The 22,551-nt window shown below is 63.2% G+C and carries 21 protein-coding genes and 1 pseudogene; 6 read left to right on the forward strand and 16 right to left on the reverse strand.

Annotated elements, in window-relative coordinates; translation table 11 throughout:
- Positions 1 to 162: 162 nt before the first annotated feature.
- The 10 genes and pseudogenes from ACM6IT_RS09570 to ACM6IT_RS09615 all read right to left on the reverse strand — a co-directional run.
- A pseudogene (locus ACM6IT_RS09570) lies at positions 163 to 639 on the reverse strand (NTP transferase domain-containing protein); the annotation flags it as partial.
- A gap of 27 nt (positions 640 to 666) precedes the next feature.
- Entirely contained in the window at positions 667 to 2,175 is a 1,509-nt protein-coding gene (locus ACM6IT_RS09575) for an aldehyde dehydrogenase family protein (RefSeq protein WP_414917873.1), read from the reverse strand.
- Positions 2,156 to 3,229, reverse strand: coding sequence for an aminoglycoside phosphotransferase family protein (locus ACM6IT_RS09580; protein WP_414917874.1), 1,074 nt, complete (start codon positions 3,227 to 3,229; stop codon positions 2,156 to 2,158). Before ACM6IT_RS09580 ends, ACM6IT_RS09575 begins: the two co-directional genes overlap by 20 nt.
- Positions 3,230 to 3,234: 5 nt before the next feature.
- Positions 3,235 to 3,579, reverse strand: coding sequence for a cupin domain-containing protein (locus ACM6IT_RS09585; RefSeq protein ID WP_414917875.1), 345 nt, complete (start codon positions 3,577 to 3,579; stop codon positions 3,235 to 3,237).
- 104 nt (positions 3,580 to 3,683) lie between these two features.
- The gene (locus ACM6IT_RS09590; protein ID WP_414913321.1) at positions 3,684 to 4,052 is read right to left on the reverse strand and encodes a cupin domain-containing protein; all 369 of its coding nucleotides are present in this window, start codon (positions 4,050 to 4,052) and stop codon (positions 3,684 to 3,686) included.
- Positions 4,045 to 5,328 carry a nucleotide disphospho-sugar-binding domain-containing protein gene (locus ACM6IT_RS09595; RefSeq protein WP_414913320.1) on the reverse strand — a complete coding sequence of 428 codons (1,284 nt, stop codon included), beginning with the start codon at positions 5,326 to 5,328 and terminating at the stop codon, positions 4,045 to 4,047. Before ACM6IT_RS09595 ends, ACM6IT_RS09590 begins: the two co-directional genes overlap by 8 nt.
- Positions 5,329 to 5,360: 32 nt before the next feature.
- Positions 5,361 to 6,440 (reverse strand): ABC transporter ATP-binding protein, encoded by a 1,080-nt coding sequence (locus ACM6IT_RS09600; RefSeq protein ID WP_414913319.1) that lies wholly within the window; start codon positions 6,438 to 6,440, stop codon positions 5,361 to 5,363.
- Entirely contained in the window at positions 6,433 to 7,239 is an 807-nt protein-coding gene (locus ACM6IT_RS09605; protein ID WP_056727350.1) for an ABC transporter permease, read from the reverse strand. Before ACM6IT_RS09605 ends, ACM6IT_RS09600 begins: the two co-directional genes overlap by 8 nt.
- Positions 7,236 to 8,096 (reverse strand): ABC transporter permease, encoded by an 861-nt coding sequence (locus tag ACM6IT_RS09610; RefSeq protein WP_056727353.1) that lies wholly within the window; start codon positions 8,094 to 8,096, stop codon positions 7,236 to 7,238. The genes ACM6IT_RS09605 and ACM6IT_RS09610 overlap by 4 nt, the downstream gene beginning before the upstream one ends.
- A gap of 82 nt (positions 8,097 to 8,178) precedes the next feature.
- Entirely contained in the window at positions 8,179 to 9,234 is a 1,056-nt protein-coding gene (locus tag ACM6IT_RS09615) for a spermidine/putrescine ABC transporter substrate-binding protein (protein WP_056727355.1), read from the reverse strand.
- Positions 9,235 to 9,433: 199 nt separating this feature from the next.
- Here ACM6IT_RS09615 and ACM6IT_RS09620 point away from each other — a divergent pair, with 199 nt between their 5' ends.
- The 4 genes from ACM6IT_RS09620 to ACM6IT_RS09635 all read left to right on the forward strand — a co-directional run bounded on the left by ACM6IT_RS09620 (position 9,434) and on the right by ACM6IT_RS09635 (position 13,592).
- Positions 9,434 to 10,366 (forward strand): FCD domain-containing protein, encoded by a 933-nt coding sequence (locus ACM6IT_RS09620; RefSeq protein ID WP_414917876.1) that lies wholly within the window; start codon positions 9,434 to 9,436, stop codon positions 10,364 to 10,366.
- Positions 10,367 to 10,467: 101 nt separating this feature from the next.
- Positions 10,468 to 11,751, forward strand: a complete 1,284-nt coding sequence (locus ACM6IT_RS09625) for a nucleotide disphospho-sugar-binding domain-containing protein (protein WP_223541798.1) — start codon at positions 10,468 to 10,470, stop codon at positions 11,749 to 11,751.
- A 70-nt stretch (positions 11,752 to 11,821) separates the two neighbouring features.
- The gene (locus ACM6IT_RS09630) at positions 11,822 to 13,219 is read left to right on the forward strand and encodes an NAD(P)/FAD-dependent oxidoreductase (protein WP_414917877.1); all 1,398 of its coding nucleotides are present in this window, start codon (positions 11,822 to 11,824) and stop codon (positions 13,217 to 13,219) included.
- A gap of 13 nt (positions 13,220 to 13,232) precedes the next feature.
- Positions 13,233 to 13,592 (forward strand): cupin domain-containing protein, encoded by a 360-nt coding sequence (locus tag ACM6IT_RS09635; RefSeq protein ID WP_056727362.1) that lies wholly within the window; start codon positions 13,233 to 13,235, stop codon positions 13,590 to 13,592.
- Positions 13,593 to 13,647: 55 nt separating this feature from the next.
- Here the strand turns inward: ACM6IT_RS09635 and ACM6IT_RS09640 are convergent, their stop codons facing one another.
- The 6 genes from ACM6IT_RS09640 to ACM6IT_RS09665 form a co-directional block, all read right to left on the reverse strand.
- Positions 13,648 to 14,688: a GGDEF domain-containing protein gene (locus ACM6IT_RS09640; protein ID WP_414917878.1), complete on the reverse strand. Its 1,041-nt coding sequence runs from the start codon at positions 14,686 to 14,688 to the stop codon at positions 13,648 to 13,650.
- A 240-nt stretch (positions 14,689 to 14,928) separates the two neighbouring features.
- Complete coding sequence (locus ACM6IT_RS09645; RefSeq protein WP_056727367.1) at positions 14,929 to 15,969, reverse strand: ABC transporter substrate-binding protein; 1,041 nt, start codon at positions 15,967 to 15,969, stop codon at positions 14,929 to 14,931.
- Between the two features lie 35 nt (positions 15,970 to 16,004).
- The gene (gene argE, locus ACM6IT_RS09650) at positions 16,005 to 17,174 is read right to left on the reverse strand and encodes an acetylornithine deacetylase (RefSeq protein WP_414917879.1); all 1,170 of its coding nucleotides are present in this window, start codon (positions 17,172 to 17,174) and stop codon (positions 16,005 to 16,007) included.
- The gene (locus ACM6IT_RS09655) at positions 17,167 to 17,841 is read right to left on the reverse strand and encodes a DUF1028 domain-containing protein (protein WP_056727371.1); all 675 of its coding nucleotides are present in this window, start codon (positions 17,839 to 17,841) and stop codon (positions 17,167 to 17,169) included. Before ACM6IT_RS09655 ends, argE begins: the two co-directional genes overlap by 8 nt.
- A gap of 10 nt (positions 17,842 to 17,851) precedes the next feature.
- Positions 17,852 to 18,262 carry a RidA family protein gene (locus tag ACM6IT_RS09660; protein WP_003201555.1) on the reverse strand — a complete coding sequence of 137 codons (411 nt, stop codon included), beginning with the start codon at positions 18,260 to 18,262 and terminating at the stop codon, positions 17,852 to 17,854.
- Positions 18,262 to 19,623 (reverse strand): flavin-containing monooxygenase, encoded by a 1,362-nt coding sequence (locus tag ACM6IT_RS09665; protein ID WP_414913314.1) that lies wholly within the window; start codon positions 19,621 to 19,623, stop codon positions 18,262 to 18,264. The genes ACM6IT_RS09660 and ACM6IT_RS09665 overlap by 1 nt, the downstream gene beginning before the upstream one ends.
- A 274-nt stretch (positions 19,624 to 19,897) precedes the next feature.
- On the opposite strand from ACM6IT_RS09665, the gene ACM6IT_RS09670 reads away from it, so the two are divergent.
- Together ACM6IT_RS09670 and ACM6IT_RS09675 are read left to right on the forward strand one after the other, a co-directional pair.
- Complete coding sequence (locus ACM6IT_RS09670; RefSeq protein WP_056727372.1) at positions 19,898 to 21,274, forward strand: pyridoxal-phosphate dependent enzyme; 1,377 nt, start codon at positions 19,898 to 19,900, stop codon at positions 21,272 to 21,274.
- Positions 21,271 to 22,449: a trans-sulfuration enzyme family protein gene (locus ACM6IT_RS09675; protein WP_414913313.1), complete on the forward strand. Its 1,179-nt coding sequence runs from the start codon at positions 21,271 to 21,273 to the stop codon at positions 22,447 to 22,449. Before ACM6IT_RS09670 ends, ACM6IT_RS09675 begins: the two co-directional genes overlap by 4 nt.
- Positions 22,450 to 22,551 lie beyond the last annotated feature (102 nt).

A 22,551-nucleotide genomic window follows, 5' to 3' on the forward strand; every position in this document is an offset into this window, starting at 1 on the left:
GGCCACCGCCACCGCGTCGGTGAGGTAGTACTCACCCTGGGCGTTGCGGTTGCCGATACGCTCCAGCAACCACAGGCAGGTGTCGGCACGCAGGCCCATGACGCCGCCGTTGCAGAAGTTGATGTCCAGCTCCTGCGGGCTGGCGTCTTTGGCTTCGCGGATGGCCCGCAGACGACCGTCCTTCACCAGCAATCGCCCATAGGGTCCCGGTTGCCGGGTATGGAAACCCGCCACCGCCACCGCTGCGCCGTCTATCAGCGCCCGGCGCAAACGGTTCAGGGTCTGCGGGGTGATCAACGGCGAATCGCCAAACAGCACCAACACACAACCCTGCTCGTGAGCCTGCAGTGCAGGCCGGGCCGCCAGCAACGCATGGGCCGTGCCCAGTTGTTCGTGCTGGGTAAACACCTGCGCCGTCGGTGCCACCTGTTGCAGGTACTCGGCCACCTGCCCGCCGCCGGCGCCCACCACCACCGCCCGTTGCTCGATGCCCGCCGTCGCCACCGCCGCCAGCACATGGCCGAGCAGCGGCCGGTTGCCCACCGGGTGCAAGACCTTGGGCAGCGGCGAACGCATGCGCGTGCCCTGCCCGGCCGCGAGAATCACCGCCAGGGTCGGCCATCCCATGTTGTCGCTCATCACGATCCTCCTGTGTGCATCACGGCTTCAGGCCGGATCGCGATAGAACACGTCGTCGGCGTAGGGATACCACCAGTCCTGGATTTTCGGCTGGTGGTCGATGATGACCATTTTCGAGCGGCGGAACGCTTCCAGCCCCTGACGCCCGAGCTCGCGCCCAAGGCCGGACATCTTCCAGCCACCGAACGGCAGCGCATCGTTGTCGATCAGCGGATTGTTGACCCAGACCATCCCCGCCTCCAGACGCTCGGCGGCTTCCATGGCTTCGGCCAGGTCCGTGGAAAACAGCGAGGCGCCAAGGCCGAACGGCGAATCGTTGGCCAAGCGCACCGCCTCGTCGAAATCGCTGACCCGGCAGATCGCCGCCACCGGGCCGAAGCACTCTTCCTGCAGAATCGCCATATCACCGGTCACGCCGGTGAGGATGGTCGGCTCATAGAACCAGCCGACGCTGTGCCCGGGTGGAATCCGCCCGCCGCACACCACTGTCGCGCCCTTGGCCACGGCGTCATCGACCAGGCGCATGACCTTGTTGCGTGCCGCCTCGCTGACCATCGGCCCGATCTCCGAGCGTTCCAGGCCATGACCGATACGCAGGGCGCGGGTGCGCTCGGCGAACTTCGCGACAAACTCGTCATGGATTTCATCGACGACGTAGAAGCGTTCGGCCGAGGTGCAGATCTGCCCGCTCAAGTGGAACGCCGCCGTCACCGCCCCCGCCGCCGCCACGTCCAGTGGCGCATACCTGGAGATGATCAGCGGATCGCTGCCACCGGCCTCGATCACGCAAGGTTTCATCCGTTCGGCGCAGGCCACGGCCACCGCCTTGCCTGCGGCCACGCTGCCGGTGAAGGCCACCGCGTGGGTCTGATCCGACTGCACCAGCAATTGCGCGGTGACTGCATCGCCCGGCACGCAAGACACCAGCCCCGGCAGCAACGCGGTGAAATGCTCCATGAACTTGAGGGTGCACAGGGTCGTGGCTTCCGCCGGCTTGATGATGCAGGCATTGCCCGCCGCCAGCGACGCGGCGACCGTCCAGCACATCAGCAGGATAGGAAAGTTGAACGGCATGATGTGCACGCTGACGCCGTACGGCTCGTAACGCACATGCTGGAAGGAGCCGATCTGCGTGGTGCCGGCGACCTTGCCGGCATCGTCCCGGGCCATCTCCGCGTAGTAGCGAAAGATCGGCGCGCAGTTGGCCAGTTCGCCCATGGCTTCGGGAAACGGCTTGCCCATCTCCAGGGTCATCAGGCGGGCGACTTCACGGTTGCAGGCCACATTCTGTTCGATGGCGTTGGCCAGCTGATGCAAGCGCGCGGCGCGACTTTTCGCATCGATCAGGCGCCATTGGCGTTGCGCGGCGGTGGCGGCATCGGTGGCGGTCTGCACATCGGCTTCGCCACACACGCCGACTTGCCCGACCGGTTGCAGGGTTGCCGGGTCGAGCACTTCGCGCACACGGCCGTCGGTCAGCGGCAGGAATTCAGAATTGATGAAACGCAATGCGGTGTCAATGTTGAACGTGGCCATGGGATGATCCTTGAACCAATCGATAAGGGGTTTCGCGCAACGTCGCCAGGGTCGCGGCGGGCAGCTCTTCACGCCAGTCGGGCACGTGCCGGTCGAGCCATTGGCGCAGGGGCGCAAAGGCCTCGGCGTCCAGGGCGCGGACAAACAAACCGAGGGTGCGCGGCAAATGCGCCAGGTAACCGTGCTTGCCGTCACGGCCGGCCAGGCGCACGAAAATCCCCAGCACCTTGGCGTGACGCTGGGCGGCCAGGCACCGGTAATCTTCAAGAAAACCCGGCGCATCCAGCTCCGGGCGCTGCAACAGGTAATGGCTGATCAGTGCCTCGCGCAGTGCCTCGGGCACATCGCGCCGGGCGTCTTCGAGCAGCGACATCAGGTCATAGGCCGCCGCCCCGACCAGGGCGTCCTGGAAATCCAGCAAGCCGCAGGCGGCGACACCTTCACGGCCTTGCAACAGCATCAGGTTGTCGACGTGAAAGTCGCGCAGCACCAGGGCTTCACGGCGTTTTGCGACATCGCGACAAGTGTCGGCGAACAACGCCAGATACTCATCGCGCAGGTCTTGCGCCGCGTCCTTGCCGATCAGCAGCGGCACGTACCAGTCGATAAACAATGCGTACTCGTGCGCCAGTCGCTGCCCGTCGTAAGGCGCCAGTTCCGTGGCTGGCGCAGCGCGATGCAAGGCCACCAGCGTATCGACCGCCAGGTGATACAGCTGCGACTCCGAATGCCCGGCCAGCAGCAGCCGGGTGTAGGTGTCGCGACCGAAATCCTCAATCAACGCCAGCCCCGCCGCTTCGTCCACTTCCAGCAAGGCCGGCGCGGACAGGCCCAGCCCCTGCAACTGCCGGGCGATGCGCACGAACGGGCCGATCGGCTCACTGTCGGGGGGCGAATCCATCAGCAACAGGCCGGCGCCCTCCAGGCGGAAATAACGCCGGGTCGAAGCATCCGCCGGCAAAGCGACCAACAAGGTCCCGGCGTGACCGGCGCGGGCCAGAAAGGCGGCGCGCAGATCTTCACGGGTTGGCAATGACGCCAGTGCATCTGTCATGGCAGTCACCGGATCATGTAGACCTTTTTGATGGTCTCGTGGACGGTGCACACACCCTTCCAGTCCTTGCCGAAGAAGGCGGCGGTGTCCGGCCTGATCTCGATCACCTCGCCGGACTCGTGGACGTACGTGCAGCGGCCTTCGAGAAAGTGGCAGAACTCGTCGCTGGTCACATGGCAGAACCACTTGCCCGGGGTGCAGATCCAGATACCGCATTCGGACTGGCCTTCGGGGCCTTTGTGCAGCACCACGCCGGAAACACGGGATTCGCCTTCGAGCATGGTCGGGATCACGCCCCAATCCTTGACGTCGGTGATGCTCAGCGGGTCGTACAGAAACGGGGTCTTCATCTGTTGCTCTCCAAAAAAATCGGTTCATGACGGTTCATCACATACCCTGTGGCGAGGGAGCTTGCTCCCTCGCCACAGGTTCACATTCAATTTCAAGTCCAGCGTCAGGCCAGCATGTACACGTTGCGCAGGGTTTCGCGGACGTGGCATTCACCCGTCCAGCCGGCGGGGAACAACACCAGGGTGTTGGGACGGACCTCTATCACTTCGCCGTTGTCGTTACGGTAAGTGGCGTGCCCCGCGATGAAATGGCACAGCTCATCCCGGGGAATCGACAACCGCCAGCGCCCGGGGGTGCACACCCACAATCCGCTTTCCGGGCTGTTGTCCGGGCCCTTGAACAGCAAGCGGCCGCTGGAATGCGAGACGCCTTCGACGGCGTCGCTCTGCACGCCCCAGTCCACCAGGTCGGTGCGGCTGCTGACGGCTTCGAGGTACGGCGTGATACCCGCCGTGGTGGATGAATCAGGCATCGTTGAGCACCTTGTCGAGAATTGCAGCCGCGTCTTGCGGCCCCTTGCGCGATTGCATCTGCACGCTGGTGCGCTGCAGGCGTTGGCGCATCGCCTCGTCGTTGAGGCACGCGTGGAGTTTTTCCGCGAGCTGTTCTTCGCTCCATTCGTAGCGGTCGAGCTTGAAGCCGTGGCCGCTTTCTTCGGCGCGCATGGCGTTGTCGTGGCCGTCCCAGACGTAGGACATGACGATCGCCGGTTTGCCGAAGAACAGGCACTCGGTAAAGCTGTTGTTGCCGCCGTGGTGGATCACCGCGTCGACCTGGGCGATCACCGACGGCTGCGGGAACCAGTTGGAAATCTGCACGTTGTCCGGCAGGTCCGGGTACTCGTCGAGGTGCTCGCCGACGTTGAACAGCGCCCGGTAAGGCAGCTTGCCCACCGCCTCGATCAGGCGCTTGAGCAGCTCGACATCGCCGGAACCGAGGCTGCCGAAACTGGCGTACAGCAGCGGCTTGTCGTTGTGGGCGCGAAACTGCGGAATCTCGTAGGGCGTGTCGTGGCGCACGCAACCCTGCAGGTAATGGAAGCGCTCGGCCGGCAATGGGTGGCGCCGGTCGAACTTCACCGCATCCGGGTACAGCAGCAGGTTCATGAACGGCGAGGCTTCAAAGAAGGTACCCAGCGGATACGGCTGCTCGCCATGGGCCTGGAGGAACTGGTTGAAGTCGTCGTGGATCGGCCCGACCACTTCTTCGAAACGCTGGCGGAATAACGCGTGGCCAGCCTTGTCGTCGATGCTCATGCCCGACAGGTGCGGCGGGATATCCGGGTCTTCGATCTCGTTTTCCGAGCAGGAAATGATCCGCACCCAGGGCTTGCCGTATTGCTTGATCGCCGGGAACAGGATCACGTTGTCGACGCAGATCAGGTCGGGCTTGACCTTGTCCAGCACCGCCGGCAGGTCCTTTTGCGCCCACTTGGCGGTTTCGACGATGGCGGCCCAGCATTCCTTGACGTAGTTGTCGATCTGGTCGAGCGGCGACTTGCGGAAGTTCGGGATGTGGCCGTTGATGAAATCCACCCAGTAGCGGGCCATCTCTTCGGCCGGCATCGGTGCCGACATGTTGACCATGTGCTCTTCAAAACCATAACCGGCGTAGACACCGCTCATGCCCGGGTCGGTGAGGAACACCGCTTTGTGCCCCAGGGCTTCACAGGCCTGGGCGATACCCACTGAGTTCAGGGCCGGGCCGTAGGCGGCTTCGGGGAAGAATGCGATCACTTTCTGTTTCATCGAGTGCTGCTCCTGCCTGGTCTTTTTATTGTTCAGCGCGTCAATACGCGGGCATGCCGGGCCTGCCAGCCCAGCCGGATGGTGGTGTCGATTGCAAAATGGGCGAATTCAAACTGTGAGGACGGTACGCGCACGATCAGCGGTTTGTCGCTGAGGGGGGTCTGCACGTGCAGGTTGGTGTCGAGGCCGTGGTAGGCGATTTCGACGATCTTGCCGCTGACCTGATTGGCGCAATCGCCGCCCTGCTCCGTCAGCACTTGCAGGCGTTCGGGGCGCACCACCACGGCGACGGATTGGCCGCTCACCGAAGGCGCATCGGTTTCGACGCTCAACTCGTGGCCGTTGACCCGCACCGAGTGCGGGCCCGAGCGCACGCCTTCGAGCAGATTGCTGACGCCGATGAAGTTGGCGACAAAACGGCTGTTGGGGTTTTCGTAGAGCTCGGTCGGGCTGCCGCACTGGCAGACCTTGCCGCCATCGAGCACCGCCATGCGGTCGGACATCACCAGGGCTTCTTCCTGGTCGTGGGTGACGATGATGAAGGTGATGCCGCTCTCGTGCTGCAGGCGCTTGAGTTCCAGCTGCATCTTTTCCCGCAGCTTTTTGTCGAGGGCGCCCAAGGGCTCGTCGAGCAACAACACCCGCGGACGCTTGACCAGCGCCCGGGCCAATGCCACCCGCTGACGCTGGCCGCCGGAAAGCTGATCGGGCTTGCGCTCGGCCAGCTCACCCAGTTGCGCGGTGTTCAGCACTTCATCGACCCGGCGGCGGATTTCGGATTCCGGCAGGCGCTCCATTTCCAGGCCGTAGGCGATGTTCTTGCGCACGGTCATGTTGGGGAACAGCGCGTAGGACTGGAACATCAGGTTCAGCGGGCGCTTGTTGGCCGGCAGCGGCGAGATGTCGTTGCCGTCCAGGTAGATGCAACCACCGCTGGGGGTCTCGAAACCGGCGAGCATGCGCAGCAGCGTGGTCTTGCCGCAGCCCGACGGACCGAGCAGCGCGAAGAACTCGTTCTCGCGGATGCTCAGCGACACCTCGTTGACCGCCAGGCCGTTGCCATAGGACTTGCTGACCTTATCCAGGATCAGTACCGCGGAAGAATTATTCATGGGTGCGAGGAGCCTTGTTGAGACGCTGCGAAGCCAGCAGCGCGGTGATGCTGACCAGCATCACCAGCGTCGCCAGAGCATTGATTTCCGGGGTGACGCCAAAGCGGATCATGGCGTAGATCTGCATGGGCAACGTGGTCGAGGCCTGGCCGGAGCCGGAGTTGAAAAAGGCGATGATGAATTCGTCCACCGACAGGGTGAACGAGAGCAACCCACCGGCCAGCACACCGGGGAAAATCACCGGCAGCAGTACCCGACGCAAGGTGGTGAACCAGCTCGCGCCCAGGTCGATCGAGGCTTCGAGGATCGAATAGTCAAAGTGCTTGAGCCGCGTGCGCACCACCGCGCAGACGAAGGCAATGTTGAACACCGCGTGGCTGATGATGATCGAGTGCAGCCCCAGGCCGACCTTGAGCAGGTTGAAGAAACTCAACAGCGCAATCGCCAGCACGATGTCGGGAATGATCATCGGCGCCATCAGCAAGGTGTCGACCACCTGGCCTTTGTCGTTGCCCTTGCGGCGCAACTCGATACCCAGCGCCAGGAACGTGCCGAGCACGCAGGCAATCAAGGTCGCCGACAAGGCAACGATCAGGGTGTTGAGCGCCGCTGACAGAATCGCCGTGTTGTGCGCCAGTGCCGCGTACCATTTCAGCGATACACCGCCCCAGGCGGTAGGCAATCCGGACTTGTTGAACGACAGCAGGATCAGCACCAGGATCGGTATATATAAGAAGGCGTACACCAGCCCCAGGTGCGAACCCAGCACGGTGGCGCTGACAGAACGAGACTGACTCATGAGCGCGCCCCTTCTGCACGACGGGCCACCAGGGCCTGGATGAACAACAGGATCAACATGATCGCGATCAGGAAGAAGCTCAGCGCCGCACCGAACGGCCAGTCCCGCGCCGTGAGGAATTGCGAATAAATCAGGTTGCCGACCATCTGCACCTGCTTGCCGCCCAGCAGGTCGGCAGTGATGAAGTTGCCGATGCTCAGCACGAACACAAACACCGCGCCCGCCGCGATACCCGGCACGCTCAGCGGCAGGATGATCCGGCGAAAGGTCATCCAGCCCGAGGCGCCGAGGTCTTTCGAGGCGTCCCACAATTCGTTGTTGATCCGCGACAGCGACGAGAAAATTGCCAGGATCACAAAGGGGATGTAGTTGTAGACCAGCCCCAGCACCACGGACGATTCGGTGTACAGCAGGCTGATGGGTTCGCCGCTGTAGCCGAGCATTTGCAGCAGGCGATTGATCAGGCCTTCGCGGTTGAGCAGGACGATCCAGGCGTAGGTGCGGATCAGGTAATTGCTCCAGAACGGCAGCATCACCAGAAACAGATACACCGCCTGACGCCGCCGTGGCGCACGGGCAATCGCATAGGCCGCCGGGTAGCCGATCAACACCGCGAACACTGTGGCCAGCCCGGCGATCTTCGCCGATTTGAGCAGGATGCCCAGGTACAGCGGATCGAACGCGCGCTGGTAGTTTTCCCAGGTGAACAACCAGTCGATGCCGCCATAGGCGCCACGTTCAACGAAGCTGTAGACCAGCACCAACAGGCACGGAATCACCAGGAACATCAGCAGCCAGCCGAAGCCGGGCGCAAGAAGCCAGGCCGACAGGCGCCTGTCAGCATGCAAAGCACTCATTAACCCTATCCTCCCGCCTCAGGACAGAGGCGGCTTGCGAGTGTGGCGAGGCATGCCGGGCATGCCTCGGATCGACGTGGCGTTAGTTCTGCGCCGCCATGATTTCGGTGACGGCGCGGGTGTAGGCCTTTTGCGTGGTGCCACCCAGATCGCGCAATTGCTCCATTTTCAGCAGCTCGGCGGGGGCGATGGTCAGGTTGGGGTATTGCTTGAGCAAGTCAGCGGACAACCCGGCCATGGCCGCCTGGTTGGGAACTTTGTAGAGGATGTTTTCAGCGACCCAGGCGTGGTTTTCCCTGGCCAGCATGAAGTTGATGAACTTGAAGGCTTCGTCCTGGTGCTTCGAGCTTTTCAACACGACCATGGTGTCCACCCACAGGTCGGAACCTTCCTTGGGCACCACGAACTTGATCGCCGCGTTGGCCTGGGTGCCGTAGTTGCACCAGCCGTCCCAGGCGTGGGCCATCAGCGATTCGCCGGAGGCCAGCTTGGAGTAGAAGGTGGTGTCGTCGAAGGAGAGAATGCGTTTCTTGGTGGCGATCAGTTGATCGCGAACCGCGGCGATTTGCGCGGGGTCGCTGTCGTTGACCGACCAGCCCTTGGCGAGGAAACCGGCGCCGAGCATCCAGCGGTCGGTGGCGAGCATCGTCACTTTGCCCTTGAGCGCATCGCTCGGATTGAGCAGCTCGTTCCAGCTCTGTGGCGCCGGCGTCACCTTGTCGGAGCGGTAGCAGATGCCGGTAGTGCCCCAGGTGTAAGGCACGGAGAACCGGTTGCCCTGGTCATACTCCAGGTGCGTGGCTTCGGGGTAGAGGTTTTTCAGGTTGGGGACCTTGACCGGATCGATGTCCGCCAGCAGCCCCTGTTTGTGCAGGACTTCGGCGAAAGGCGAGGAGACGAACACCACGTCGTACCCTTCACCACCGGAGGCCATCAGCTTGCCCATGATTTCTTCGTTGGTGGCGTGCAGCGCCTTGTCGACGTCCACACCGCTGGCAGCCTTGAACTTCTCCAGCGCATCCGGGGCCATGTAGCCGTCCCAGATGGAAATCACCATATCTTTCGCACTTGCAGCCTGTGAAGCGATCGCCAGGGAAACGGCCAATCCCACGCACAGAAGATCATTCAGCTTGCTCATAAATACTCACCCGACGATTGTTTATTGTTGTGTTCGAAGGCAGTACGGCAAAACGAGAAACGATTGCTGGTGTTTTTTTTTAGAAATTAGGACCAGCATCAAAAGATGTCAACGCTTTTTTTACGGCCTGACGCTTCGCCGGCGCATGACATAAGATGAGCACCTGAGTCCGACAGCGGATCACAACGAGAAAACACGCTTGAGCACGACAGCCGAAAAAAAACCGCGCACCAATCACCTGGAACTGGCCCGGCGCATCCTCGAGCACACCCAGGAAAGCGGCCTGGTGGCCGGCGACCCGGTGGCCGAACAGGCCCTGGCCCGGACCTTCCAGGTCTCGCGCACGCTGATTCGCGGCGCGCTGAAAGTGCTGCTCGAAGAAAACCTGCTGAGCCATGAAGCGGGCAAGGGTTACACCCTGCTGGCACCCCCGGCCGGCCAGACCTTCAACGCCGCCCTGCCCCAGGCCGAAGAAGAAGAACTGGCCGCCTCGGTGCTACGTGACCGCATGGCCGGGCGCCTGGGCGACAGCATCAGCATCAGCGAACTGATGCGCCGCTACGACATCGGCCGGCCGGCGGCGCAAAAGGCCCTGCAGCAATTGAGCGAAAACCAGGCCATCGAGCGCGGCCCCGGTCAGTCCTGGCTGTTTCGCCCGTCACTGAACAGCCTGGCCGCCCTCGAAGAAAGCCTGAAATACCGCCTGATTCTCGAACCTGAAGCGTTGCTCAGTCCCAGCTTCAACGCCGACCCGCAACGCCTGGCGCTGTTGCGCAGCGCCACCCAAAGCCTGCTCGCCCGCCCCGTGGAAGATTTCGATATCCAACAGTTTCGCGAACTGGACATCAGCTTCCACGAACTGCTGGCCCAGAGCTGCGGCAACCGCTTCATCAGCGACGCCCTGCTCCAGCATCAGGGCCTGCGGCGCCTGCCGAACCTGCTGCCCTCGGTGAGCGTGCACCGCCTGCAAGAGGCCCTGCGCGAACACCTGCAGATCATCGCGCAGATCGAACGCGGGCAGATGGAGATCGCCGCCGACCTGCTGCGCCTGCACCTGCGCCTGAGCGCCGCGCAACGCCCGCAAACCGCCAACCGTGGCATCCCGCAAAGTCATCTGTTCGGGCGTCGCTAACCGGCTTGCAAAAAACATGATGATTTTTTTTTGAAAATAAGACAGCATCAAAAACACCTTCAGGAGCGGCGGGTCTGACCCGCCATGGACAGTCCCTCGCCATGCAAAAACAAAAACTGATCGCCCTGTTTCCCGAAGCCAGTTTCGGCGCGGCCTTGAACTGCATTGGTATCGCTCAGTCACTGCGTGAACTGGGCGCCAGGCCGGTGTTCATCTGCCATGAACATTTCCAGGGGCTGTTCGCCGAATACGGTTTCGACGAATACCCGATTCCGCAAGCGAGCCCGTTGTCGGCGGCGGAACACCAGCACTACTGGGAGCGCTTCATCGAGCGCAGCATTCCCTACTTCGACCAGACCCCGCTGGCACAGATCGACAGCTACGTGGCGCCGGCCTGGGAAGCCATCATCGACACCGCGATCGAAGCGGAAAAACCCTTGCAGCAGTTGCTCGGCCGCCTCAAGCCCGACGTGATCGTGCTCGACAACGTGGTGATGTTCCCGGCCATCGCCAACGCCGGTTGCCCCTGGGTGCGAGTGGTGTCCTGCGCCGAAACCGAACTGCCCGATGCCAACGTTCCACCGTACCTGTCCGGGTGCCTGGCCAGCGACCCCCAGGCCTGCGAACGCTACACCGAGCAGTACCTGAAGGCTGTCGCACCGGCCCATGAACGCTTTTCGCAATTTCTCCTCGGCAACGGCACCGCGCCGTGCCCAGCGGGGCAGTTCCTCACTGACTCGCCATGGCTGAACCTGCTGCTGTCACCGACGCCAGTGCGCTATGCGCGCCAGCAAGCGCTGGACCCGCAGCGCTACGTGTACCTCGACGGTTGCGTACGCCGCGAAGCGCCGTACATCGTCCCGGACTTTCCACGGCACAACGACGCGCCGCTGATCTACCTCAGCTTCGGTAGCCTTGGCGCCGCCGACACCGGAATGATGAAGCGCCTGATCAGCACTATCGAAACCTTGCCGTACCGCTTCCTGGTCAACGTCGGCGCCTACCGCGACATGTACACCACCGTGCCGGACAACGTGTACCTCGACAGCTGGTTTGCCCAGCCGGCGGTGCTCAAGGAATGTCAGTTGTTCATCCACCACGGCGGCAACAACAGCTTCTGCGAGGCGCTGTATTTCGGCTTGCCGTCGCTGATCATTCCCTATTGCTGGGACGGCCACGACAACGCCGCCCGCGCCGAGGAAGTCGGCGTCGGCCGCTACCTGCCGCGCTTTGCCGATCCCCTGGCCGCCCTGCCCGCCGCCCTCGAACAGCTGCTGGCCGACCAAGCGATGAAACAACGCCTCAAATCGTTCAGCGAGCGCATGCAAGCGACCCGAGGCACCGACATTGCCGCCCGCGCGATTCTTGCGCTGCCAGACCTCTAGCCAAAACAACAAAAACCGTCGGGCAACCGAACGCAATCGTCGCTGCCCGACACACCGCCGGAGTTTCAGCATGAATGTCCCATCGCGTCTCGATGCGCTTGACCGTGCCCTGCCTCACCCCTTTTGGCAGGACACCGTTACCCCACCGCCCGCCGCGCCCGCCGTCAGCGGGTCCATGCAGTTCGATCTGGTGGTGGTCGGTGGTGGCTTTACCGGTTTGTGGACGGCCTTGCTGGCTCGCCAGCGCCAGCCCGGTTTGAGCATCGCGATCATCGAGGCACGACGCTGTGGCGGTGAGGCCAGTGGGCGCAATGGTGGTTTCTGCGCGCCGAGCATTTCCCATGGCGTCTCCAACGCCCTCAAGCGCTGGCCGAATGAAGCAGAGCAACTGATCCGCCTCGGCCGGCAGAACCTCGACGAACTGGCCGCCGACCTGCAACGCTTCGGCATGCACGTAGAGTTCGAACGCCAGGGCAAACTCAACGTCGCCAGCCAGCCGTGGCAGGTCGACGGGCTGCGCTCGATGCAGCGCAACTATGCGCGGTTCAACATCGACTGCCAGTGGCTGGAAGGCAGCGATCTGGCACAGAAACTTGATTCACCGGCGTATGCGGCCGGCCTGTTCGAGCCCAATTACGCCCTGCTCAACCCGGCGAAAATGGCCGCTGAATTGCGCCGCATTTGCCTTGAGCAAGGCATTCAACTGTTCGAAAACAGCCCGGTCCTGCAACTGAGCGCGGACAAAGACAACCTGCGCCTGCGTACAGAAAGCGGCGAAGTGACCGCCGGAAAAATCGCCCTCGCCACCAACATCGCCCCGCCACTGCTCGGTCATCTGGCATCGAGCGTGATCCCGGTCTACGACTACTCGCTGGTCACTGAGCCGCTGAACGATGCACAACTGGCCGCCATCGGCTGGACCGGCCGCTACGGCATCGCCGACGCCGGCAATCAGTTCCACTACCTGCGCAAGACCGCCGACAACCGCATTCTCTGGGCCGGCTTTGATGCCATCTACCATTTCGGCGGGCGCCGCGACGAAGCCCTGACCCAGCGCCCGCAAAGCTTCCAGCGCCTGGCCGAACAATTCCAACAGACCTTCCCGGCCCTGGGCGATATGCGTTTCAGCCATGCCTGGGGCGGCATCATCGACACCTCCGCACGCACCACGATGTTCACCGGATGCGAGCACCAGGGCCGCGTCGCCTATGCCTTGGGCTTCACCGGGCAAGGGGTGTCCGCCAGCCGCTTCGCCGCGCTGAACATGCTCGACCTGCTGGCCGGCGAGCGCACCGAACGTACCGAACTGCTGATGACGTCCAAGGCGCCGTTCCGCTTTCCGCCCGAACCCTTGCGTTATGTCGGCGTGAAACTGGCCCAGCGCTCACTGGCGCGCGAAGACCGCGACGGTCACCGCGACCTGCTGCTCAAGACCTTCGATGCCTTTGGCATCGGTTTCGATTCCTGATCCGGAGACCACCATGTCCACAGCCCTGCCCCGGCACGTCATCGACTTCGCCAGCGACCTTGCTCCTCGTGAAACTGAAATCAACGACCCGGCCGTGGTTGACGCGCCTTACCGCAGCAAGAGTTGGCGGCACTTTGTGCAGCCCGGAAAAAACGCCGTGGCCGGCATCTGGGAGGCGGGACCGCACCGCGAGCGCTGTCAGTGCGATTACGACGAGTTGTGTCACATCCTTGAAGGCAGCGTGCGCCTGACCGATGCCGAGGGCGTCGCGCGCACGTTCGGCCCCGGTGATTCCTTCGTGGTCGCCAGCGGATTCAACGGCACCTGGGAAAACCTCACGACGGTGCGCAAGGTCTACTTCATCCTCGGCTAACGGCGGATGGAATGAGCAACAAACAACCTGTGCTGGGGGTTCGTCCTTTAAGTGGTTACTGCCGCACCTGATTGCGCCCGTTGCGCTTGGCCTGGTACAGCGCATCGTCGGCGCGGGTCAGCAGGCTTTCCGGTGTGTCGCCAGTTTGCGCATGGGCCACGCCAAACGATGCGGTGATGGTGTCCAGCACCGTGTCGGTGCCTCGGGCCTTGACCCGCAGCGACTGGATTTTCTGGCGCAGGCGCTCGGCAAAAGCGCCCGCGGCCGCCATATCCGGGCAATCCTTTAGCACCACGCAGAACTCCTCGCCGCCATAACGCGCCGCGAACGCTTCTTCGGGCAGCGAATCGCGCAACACCCGGGCGACATGCTGCAGCACGCGGTCACCCAAGGGATGGCCGTACTGGTCGTTGAACTGCTTGAAGTGATCGATATCCAGCATCACCAGCGCCACACCTGTCGCCACGTTGCCCATGGCCTGTTCAAGCTGGCGGTTGAAAGTGGAGCGGTTGAGCAATTCGGTCAGGCCATCGAGGGTCGCCGCCAGTTGGGCGCGTTCGAGTTTGTCCCGCAGGCTTTTGATTTCATGCTGCGCCGACTGCAACTGGGCGAGGAAATGCTCCTGCTGCCCCTGCATCAGCCGAGTGCTTTGTTGCAGCTGGATCAGGATGCTCGGCAAGCGCTCGTCGGCGGGTTCTTCGAGCATCTGCAGGTATTGGCCAAGGCTGGCCTGGAAGTTCTGGTTGCCTTGCACGCTGCGCGACACATCGCGCTCCATGTCGTCGACCAGGTTGATCGCATCCTGCTGCCCGGAGCGGGCATCCGCCAGTTCATCGCGGATGATGTACTCGCGAAACAGCTTGGTGGCGGACTCCGGCGGAAAATAGTCAAAGTCGTTGACCACCCGGTCCAGTTGCCGGTTGAGCTCCGGCTCCTGGCCCTTGCTGTAGGTGTACCAGAGCGCGTAATGCACCGGGTTGGGCGGAATGTTGTGACGAACCATCAGCGGCACTGCCTGCTTGAGCAATGCCGCGGCCTCGCGGGAGTCTTCCGGATACAGCGCTAGAACAGTCGCTCGCGTGTCTGATTGGCTCATGGTTTCACTGTGATTGTTATCATTGGCGTTTGGCAAACTCGCTGAGCATAGCGATACGCCCGGCAAACGACCATCCCGATTTACACAATCATTTCAACCCGGCACACCCGAAGTATTGCACCCGGCTTTTTTGTGGGAGCGGGCTTGCTCGCGAAGGCGGCGGCACATCCAACAACGATGTGACTGAAATACCGCTTTCGCGAGCAAGCCCGCTCCCACAGGGGTTATGCGGTGTCTGTGTTACCGCGCAGCCCAGGCATTGAAGCGCTGTTCAAGCTCTTCGCCATGGTCGACCCAGAACTCCGCGTCCACGGCCCGCGCACCGGCCAGGTTGGCCTCGGCGGTCGGCAGTTGCTCCTGCACGGCCTTGGGCAGCAATGGCAGGGTCTGGCGATGCACCGGCCCGTAGGGGATGGTTTCGGAGAAGACTTTTTGCGTCTGCGGCTGGCTGGCAAATGCAATGAAATTTTCCGCCAATGCCTTGTTCGGCGTGCCTTTGACCACCGCCCAGTATTCCGGGTCGTACAGGCTCTGCGGCCAGACGATGCTCAGCTTCATGCCTTCCTTCTGCGCCGAGGCGATCCGGCCGTTGTAGGCGGCGCTCATCACCACGTCCCCGGCCACCAGCCATTGCGCTGGCTGGGCGCCCGCCTCCCACCACTGGATGTTCGGCTTGATCTGGTCGAGCTTGGCAAAGGCCCGCGTCACGCCTTGCGGGGTGTTCAAGACCTTGTACACATCGTCCGCCTTGACCCCGTCGGCCAGCAAAGCGATTTCCAGGGTGTACTTGGCGCTCTTGCGCAGGCCGCGCTTGCCCGGGAAGTCGGCGACGTTCCAGAAGTCTGCCCAGGACTGCGGCGCCTTGGCCTGCTTGCTCTGGTCGTAGGCCATGACCATCGACCAGACGTAAGTGGCCACCCCGCACTCGGTCAGCGCACCGGGCACAAAGTTCGCCGAGTCACCGAAGCGTCCTTGATCGAGCTTCTCGAACAGGCCCTCCTCGCAGCCGCGCAGCAGCTCGGGGCTTTCGACTTCTACCACGTCCCAACTGGTGTGACCGGCGGAGACCATGGCCTTGATCTTCGACAGCTCGCCGTTGTACTCACCGGCGATGATGTTGCCCGCGCCACTGGCGTTGAAGGGCTGGAAATAGGCCTTATCCTGGGCCTGTTTGGTAGCACCGCCGAAGGAAATCACGGTGAGGTCCTGGGGGGCCGCCCACACACTGGCACTGAGCAACGCCAGGGCAAACGGAACACTGCAACGCAAGGATCTGGACATGGATCGCTTCCTCGGGGCTTGTCGGCCCGTTGTAGTTATGGGTGTTCGGATTCACTCAAGTAAGCCGCCAGGCGATCCATCAAGCGGTCACAGGCCGCCATCTGGACAACGCTGACAAATTCATCGGGCTTGTGCCCCTGGTCCATGCTGCCGGGACCGCAGACCACCGAAGGGATGCCGGCCTGATCGAACAGCCCGCCTTCGGTGCCAAAGGCCACGGTGCTGAACTCGTCGCTGCCGCACAGTTGGGCAATCAGCCGGGCCGCCGCGCTGTCGACGGGTGTCGCAAGGCCGGGGTAGGCGGAAATTTTTTCAAAGCGGATAGCGGTATCGGTGTCCACGGCCTGCATGGCCGGCAGCAGCATCTGCTCGGCGTAGTCCTGCAGTTCGTCGACGACCACTTGCGGGGCAAAGTCCGGCAAGGCGCGGATCTCGAAATCGAAACGGCAGTCCGCTGGCACGATGTTCAGCGCCGTACCGCCCTGGATCACCCCGACCTGCACGGTCGAGAACGCCGGATCGAAGCGCTTGTCGTGCAAAGTTGGCCGGGCCAGGGTGGCGCCGATGTCGCCCAGCCGACCGATCAGGCGCGCGGCCTGCTCGATGGCATTGACCCCGTAAGGCGCGTAGGCCGAATGGCAAGCGGCACCGCGTACGTGGCAACGCATCGCCAGCTTGCCTTTGTGGCCGAGCACCGGCTTGAGTTCGGTCGGCTCGCCAATCAGGCACAAGGCCGGAGCCGGGATGCGCTGGGGCAGCACTTCCAGCAAACCGCGCACACCAAGGCAGCCGACCTCTTCGTCATAGGAAAACGCCAAATGCACCGGGCGCTTCAAAGGACTGGAGAGAAACATCGGCACCGCCGCCAGCACCGAAGCCAGATAGCCCTTCATGTCCGCGGTGCCACGGCCGTAAAGCTTGCCATTCGCCTCGCTCAGGCTGAATGGCTCGAACGTCCAGGCCTGGCCGTCCACCGGCACCACGTCGGTGTGCCCGGACAGCACGATGCCGCCGGCCACACGCGGGCCGACCGTGGCTAACAGATTGGCCTTGGTTCGCTCGGCGTTGTAGATCAGTTCGCAATCCACGCCCAGTTCGTGCAGATAGTCACGCACGAACTCGATCAGCTCCAGGTTCGAATCGCGGCTGACCGTGGCGAACCCGATCAATCGCGCGAGCATGGCGCGGCTGCGCAACTCACTCATCGCCGGGCACTCCATAGGCGGGGGCCAGGGTCGGATTGAGGGCACGGGTCAGATAATCCTGAAGTTGCGGCTCGTAGGCCGCCCACAGTTTGCCCAGCTCGCCGATCGGGTTTTCATCCGCCCAATCCACCCGCAGGTCGACCATCGGCCAGGTCAGGTCACCCACCACCGACAGCGCCGCCGAGTGCACCGCGCCGGCTTCGCCACCGGCATCCTGCCCGGCCTGCAACGCGTTCATCAGCCGGGTGGCGAGGCAGCCTTCGCTGTTTTCGAACGCCGCGACCATGGCCTCGATCACCCCACTGTTGGCCAGCAGGTTACCGGCCGCCACGCATTGGTCACCGGCCACCGCATTATTGATGCCCAGGGCATGGTTGCCGCTGAACACCGCCGTGCGCCCATGGGCATCGACCACCGCCACCTGCCGATACTGGCTGTAGCCGTTGCGGGTCAACGAGTGGTCCAGCGCCTGGGGCGGCGCCGAGCCGCCTGCCAGTTCATCGAGGATCTGCGGACCGAGGGCCGGCAGCGTGATGTTCTGGCTCGACACCGCACCGACACCGGCACGCAGCCACGGGCAGCGCGCGCCGACGGCAATGCTCGAAGAGCTGATGGCAATGCCCAGCTGGCCGGTCTCGGCGCAGCGACCCACGATGGAAAAAGTCATGGCGAATTCCTTATTCAGGGATGACAGCGATCACGTCGATTTCCATCAGCCACTGCGGCTGGCCGAGGGCACTGACCACCAGGCCAGTGGAAATCGGGAACACGCCCTTGAGCCACTTGCCGACCTCCTGGTACACCGGCTCGCGGTAGCGCGGGTCGATCAGGTAGGTGGTGGTCTTGACGATGTGGCTCAGGTCGCTGCCCGCCTCTTCGAGCAGTTGCTTGACGTTGCGCATGGCCTGTTCGGCCTGGGCACGCGGATCACCGAGGCCTACCAATTGACCGTTGAAATCGGTGCCGACCTGACCACGCACATACACGGTGTTGCCGGCACGCACGGCCTGGCACAAATCGTTGTCCAGCGTCTGGTTCGGGTAGGTGTCTTTGGTGTTGAACATGCGGATGCGGGTATGAGTAGGCATTAACGAACTCCCATGAGGCTGGCTTTCTGAAGAGGTGCACGGGCGGCTTCGGCTTGACGCTGGGTCGCATCCCGGTAGTTGAGATAGGTGTGCTGTTTAACGATGTGATCGGCGATGTGCTTGGCGTCGTGCCAGACGCCCCAGATAAACGCGGAGCCGCGACGGGACTGCCAAGGCAACCCGACGAAATACACCCCGGGCTCGGCCGACACGCCGCGCTGGTGCAGGGGTTTGCCGTTTTCCTTGAAGGCATCGACCTTCAGCCAGCTGTAGTCGGTGGAGTAGCCGGTGGCCCAGATGATGGTGGTGACGCCGGCCTTGAGCAGGTCCAGCTCCAGGATTGGATTCGTCACGCAATCCGGGTCCGCCAGCATGGCCCGGGCTTCGGGTTCCAGCGGCAGGTCCAGGCCGTTGCGTTCGATGTAGGCGTCGGCCTTGTCGAGCAGCGCCAGGTAGTTTTCATCGCCACGCTGGATGTTGTCGGCGAGGTTATTCTCGAAACTCACCACAGCGCCGTTGAACGCCTGGGTCAGGCCGACCAGGGTCATGCCCTGGTGAGCCAGGCGGCGGAAGTCCACGGTGTGGCCGCCACGGGCACCGCTCACGGCGATGGTCACGTGCTCTTTACCGGGCTGCATGGCTTCGGCATCCCACTCGCCCAACACCCCCAGCCACCAGCAGAAATCACGGTTGCGATAGGCACGGGGCGGACGATCGTGGGCGCCTACCGACAGGTAGACCTGCTTGCCGGAACGTTGCAGTTCATCGGCGATCTGCACCCCCGAGGAACCGGCGCCCACCACCAGCACCGCGCCTTCGGCCAGTTGCTGCGGGTTGTAGTACTGGGCGGAGTGAATCTGGGTGATGCCGGCGATTTCGGGGGCAATCGGCGGGATTGCCGGACGCTGGAACGGACCGGTGGCGACCACCACATGCCGGGCCTCGATCACGCCATCAGAGGTTTCAACGGTGAAACCGGGACGGTCGATGTTACGTTCGACTTTCTTCACATCCACGCCGGTGCGGATCGGCGCGTTGAACTTCTTGGCATAGGCTTCGAAGTACGCAGCCACTTGCTCTTTACCGGCGAAGGCATCCGGGTCCAGACCGTCGAATTCCAGCCCCGGGAAACGGTCGTGCCAGGCAGGGCCGTTGGCTACCAGCGAATCCCAGCGACCGGTGCGCCAGGCTTCGGCGATACGATTGCGCTCCACTACGAGGTGAGGCACGCCGAGCTTGCTCAGGTGTTCGCTCATGGCCACACCGGCCTGGCCGGCGCCAACAACAAGCGTATCAATTGCGGTTTTATCAACTGTCATGGCTGTGCACTTCTGAAAGGTGGTTTGATTCAGGTCGGTCATGGCTGCCGCCTCGATTCTGATCACTGTTGTTCTTCTGCTTCGGCTATCGGTGTCAGGGTGTTGGCCGCATTCTGTTCGGAGCCGGGAAATAGCGAAATTATGTTTTTTGTGGTCGCTGGCGAGGAAAAAGCGTCGAGGTGACCGACTGGCCGTGCAAGGTTGCGGTCGACCCGATCCCGGCCTATGGTCCAAGCGATGCATTGCCCGCGACCGGCGCGAAGACCCGGCGCGGATTGCTGTCCATCCAGTGCGGATTTACGCAAGGAGTGATGACATGCCCGACAATTCCCGTCCTGCCGTGCTCGAACTGATCGGCAATACACCTCTGGTGCGCGTCAGCCGTTTCGATACCGGCCCCTGCACCCTGTTTCTCAAACTCGAATCCCAGAACCCCGGCGGCTCGATCAAGGACCGCATCGGTCTGGCCATGATCGATACCGCCGAACGCGATGGTCGCCTCAGGCCCGGCGGCACCATCGTCGAAGCCACCGCCGGCAACACTGGCCTGGGCCTGGCCCTGGTCGGTCGCGCCAAGGGCTACCGCGTGGTGCTGGTGGTGCCGGACAAGATGTCCACCGAGAAGGTCTTGCACCTCAAGGCCATGGGCGCCGAGGTGCACATCACCCGCTCCGACGTCGGCAAGGGCCATCCCGAGTACTACCAGGACGTCGCTGCGCGGCTGGCGGCGGAAATTCCCGATGCGTTCTTCGCCGACCAGTTCAACAACCCGGCCAACCCGCTGGCCCACGAATGCAGCACCGCGCCGGAGATCTGGGCGCAAACCCAGCATGATGTGGACGCCATCGTCGTCGGCGTCGGTTCGGCCGGCACCCTCACCGGCCTGACCCGCTTCTTCAAACGGGTGCAGCCGGACCTGGAAATGGTCCTGGCCGACCCGGTGGGTTCGGTGATGGCTGAATACAGCCGCGGCGGCACCCTCCCCACCCCCGGTTCCTGGGCGGTGGAAGGCATTGGCGAAGACTTCATTCCGTCGATTGCCGATCTGTCGAGCGTGCGCCACGCCTATTCGATCAGCGACGAAGAAAGCTTCGACCATGCCCGCCAACTGCTGCGTGCCGAAGGTATTCTCGGTGGCTCGTCGACCGGCACCTTGCTGGCGGCGGCGTTGCGTTACTGCCGCGAACAGACCCAGCCGAAACGGGTGGTGAGCTTCGTCTGCGACACCGGGACGCGTTACCTGTCGAAGGTCTACAACGACCAGTGGATGAACGATCAGGGCCTGCTGCAACGCAAGCACTACGGCGACCTGCGCGACCTGATCGCGCGGCGCTTCGAGGATGGCCGGGTGATCAGCGTCGGCCCGGATGACACGCTACTGACGGCTTTTCAACGCATGCGCCTGGCGGATGTCTCGCAGCTACCAGTGCTGGTGAACGGCAAACAACTGGTCGGCGTGATCGACGAATCCGACATCCTGCTGGGCGTGCACGAAGACGTTGCGCACTTTCGCAAGGCCGTCTCCAGCGCCATGACCGACAAACTGCAAACCCTGTCCCCCGATGCCACCCTGGCCGAGCTGGAAGCCGAGCTGGGCCGTGGGCTGGTGGCGATCATCCAGGATGCCTCGGGCTTCCACGGCCTGATTACCCGAACCGACATGCTCAACCATTTGCGGAGATCCCTGCCATGAGTCAACAGGACAAAAACGCCCCGCCACAGGGCTTCGCCACCCGGGTGATCCACGCCGGGCAAGCGCCAGACCCATCCACCGGGGCGTTGATGCCGCCGATCTACGCCAACTCCACCTACCTGCAACAGAGCCCCGGGGTGCACAAGGGCCTGGACTACGGGCGTTCGCACAACCCGACGCGCTGGGCGCTGGAGCGCTGCGTGGCCGACCTTGAAGGCGGCACCCGGGGCTTTGCCTTCGCCTCGGGGCTGGCGACCATTTCCACGGTGCTCGAACTGCTCGACGCCGGCTCGCACATCGTCTCGGGCAACGACCTGTACGGCGGCACCTTCCGCCTGTTCGACAAGGTACGCCAGCGCAGCGCCGGGCACCGCTTCAGCTTCGTCGACCTGACCGACCTGGCGGCGTTCGAGGCCTCCCTGCAAGACGACACTCGCATGGTCATGGTCGAGACACCGAGCAATCCGCTGTTGCGCCTCACGGACCTGGCCGCCATCGCCCGCACCTGCCGCGCCCGCGGCATCATCTGCGTGGCCGACAACACCTTCGCCAGCCCGTGGATCCAGCGCCCGCTGGAACTGGGTTTCGACATCGTGCTGCACTCGACCACCAAGTACCTCAACGGTCACTCCGACGTGATCGGCGGCATCGCCGTGGTCGGGCAGAACGCCGAACTGGCCGAACGCCTGGGCTTCCTGCAAAACGCCGTCGGCGCCATCGCCGGCCCCTTCGATGCCTTCCTCACCCTGCGCGGCGTGAAGACCCTGGCTCTGCGCATGGAACGGCATTGCAGCAACGCACTGGACCTGGCGCAGTGGCTGGAGCGCCAACCGCAAGTCTCACGGGTCTACTACCCCGGCCTGCCGTCGCACCCGCAGCACGAACTGGCCCAACGGCAAATGCGCGGTTTCGGCGGGATGATCTCCCTCGACCTCAACAGCGACCTGGCCGGCGCCAAACGCTTCCTTGAAAGCGTGCAGATCTTCGCCCTGGCCGAAAGCCTGGGCGGCGTGGAAAGCCTGATCGAACACCCGGCGATCATGACCCACGCCACCATCCCGCCCGATACCCGCGCAGAACTGGGGATCGGCGACGGGTTGGTGCGGTTGTCGGTGGGGGTCGAGGATGTGGAGGATTTGCGGGCGGATCTGGCACAGGCGTTGGCGCGGATGTAACGCTTGCGAGAGGACCAAAGTCAAAAGATCGCAGCCTGCGGCAGCTCCTACAGAAGGTGTGCATCCCAATGTAGGAGCTGCCGCAGGCTGCGATCTTTCAAG

Source organism: Pseudomonas sp. IT-P4 (genome assembly GCF_949767755.1).
Lineage (GTDB): Bacteria > Pseudomonadota > Gammaproteobacteria > Pseudomonadales > Pseudomonadaceae > Aquipseudomonas > Aquipseudomonas monachiensis.

Coding starts and splice junctions, on each gene's coding strand:
- ACM6IT_RS09575 (WP_414917873.1), bottom strand. CDS start 2,175: ATGGCCACGTTCAACATTGACACCGCATTGCGTTTCATCAATTCTGAA.
- ACM6IT_RS09580 (WP_414917874.1), bottom strand. CDS start 3,229: ATGACAGATGCACTGGCGTCATTGCCAACCCGTGAAGATCTGCGCGCC.
- ACM6IT_RS09585 (WP_414917875.1), bottom strand. CDS start 3,579: ATGAAGACCCCGTTTCTGTACGACCCGCTGAGCATCACCGACGTCAAG.
- ACM6IT_RS09590 (WP_414913321.1), bottom strand. CDS start 4,052: ATGCCTGATTCATCCACCACGGCGGGTATCACGCCGTACCTCGAAGCC.
- ACM6IT_RS09595 (WP_414913320.1), bottom strand. CDS start 5,328: ATGAAACAGAAAGTGATCGCATTCTTCCCCGAAGCCGCCTACGGCCCG.
- ACM6IT_RS09600 (WP_414913319.1), bottom strand. CDS start 6,440: ATGAATAATTCTTCCGCGGTACTGATCCTGGATAAGGTCAGCAAGTCC.
- ACM6IT_RS09605 (WP_056727350.1), bottom strand. CDS start 7,239: ATGAGTCAGTCTCGTTCTGTCAGCGCCACCGTGCTGGGTTCGCACCTG.
- ACM6IT_RS09610 (WP_056727353.1), bottom strand. CDS start 8,096: ATGAGTGCTTTGCATGCTGACAGGCGCCTGTCGGCCTGGCTTCTTGCG.
- ACM6IT_RS09615 (WP_056727355.1), bottom strand. CDS start 9,234: ATGAGCAAGCTGAATGATCTTCTGTGCGTGGGATTGGCCGTTTCCCTG.
- ACM6IT_RS09625 (WP_223541798.1), top strand. CDS start 10,468: ATGCAAAAACAAAAACTGATCGCCCTGTTTCCCGAAGCCAGTTTCGGC.
- ACM6IT_RS09630 (WP_414917877.1), top strand. CDS start 11,822: ATGAATGTCCCATCGCGTCTCGATGCGCTTGACCGTGCCCTGCCTCAC.
- ACM6IT_RS09635 (WP_056727362.1), top strand. CDS start 13,233: ATGTCCACAGCCCTGCCCCGGCACGTCATCGACTTCGCCAGCGACCTT.
- ACM6IT_RS09640 (WP_414917878.1), bottom strand. CDS start 14,688: ATGAGCCAATCAGACACGCGAGCGACTGTTCTAGCGCTGTATCCGGAA.
- ACM6IT_RS09645 (WP_056727367.1), bottom strand. CDS start 15,969: ATGTCCAGATCCTTGCGTTGCAGTGTTCCGTTTGCCCTGGCGTTGCTC.
- argE (WP_414917879.1), bottom strand. CDS start 17,174: ATGAGTGAGTTGCGCAGCCGCGCCATGCTCGCGCGATTGATCGGGTTC.
- ACM6IT_RS09655 (WP_056727371.1), bottom strand. CDS start 17,841: ATGACTTTTTCCATCGTGGGTCGCTGCGCCGAGACCGGCCAGCTGGGC.
- ACM6IT_RS09660 (WP_003201555.1), bottom strand. CDS start 18,262: ATGCCTACTCATACCCGCATCCGCATGTTCAACACCAAAGACACCTAC.
- ACM6IT_RS09665 (WP_414913314.1), bottom strand. CDS start 19,623: ATGACCGACCTGAATCAAACCACCTTTCAGAAGTGCACAGCCATGACA.
- ACM6IT_RS09670 (WP_056727372.1), top strand. CDS start 19,898: ATGCCCGACAATTCCCGTCCTGCCGTGCTCGAACTGATCGGCAATACA.
- ACM6IT_RS09675 (WP_414913313.1), top strand. CDS start 21,271: ATGAGTCAACAGGACAAAAACGCCCCGCCACAGGGCTTCGCCACCCGG.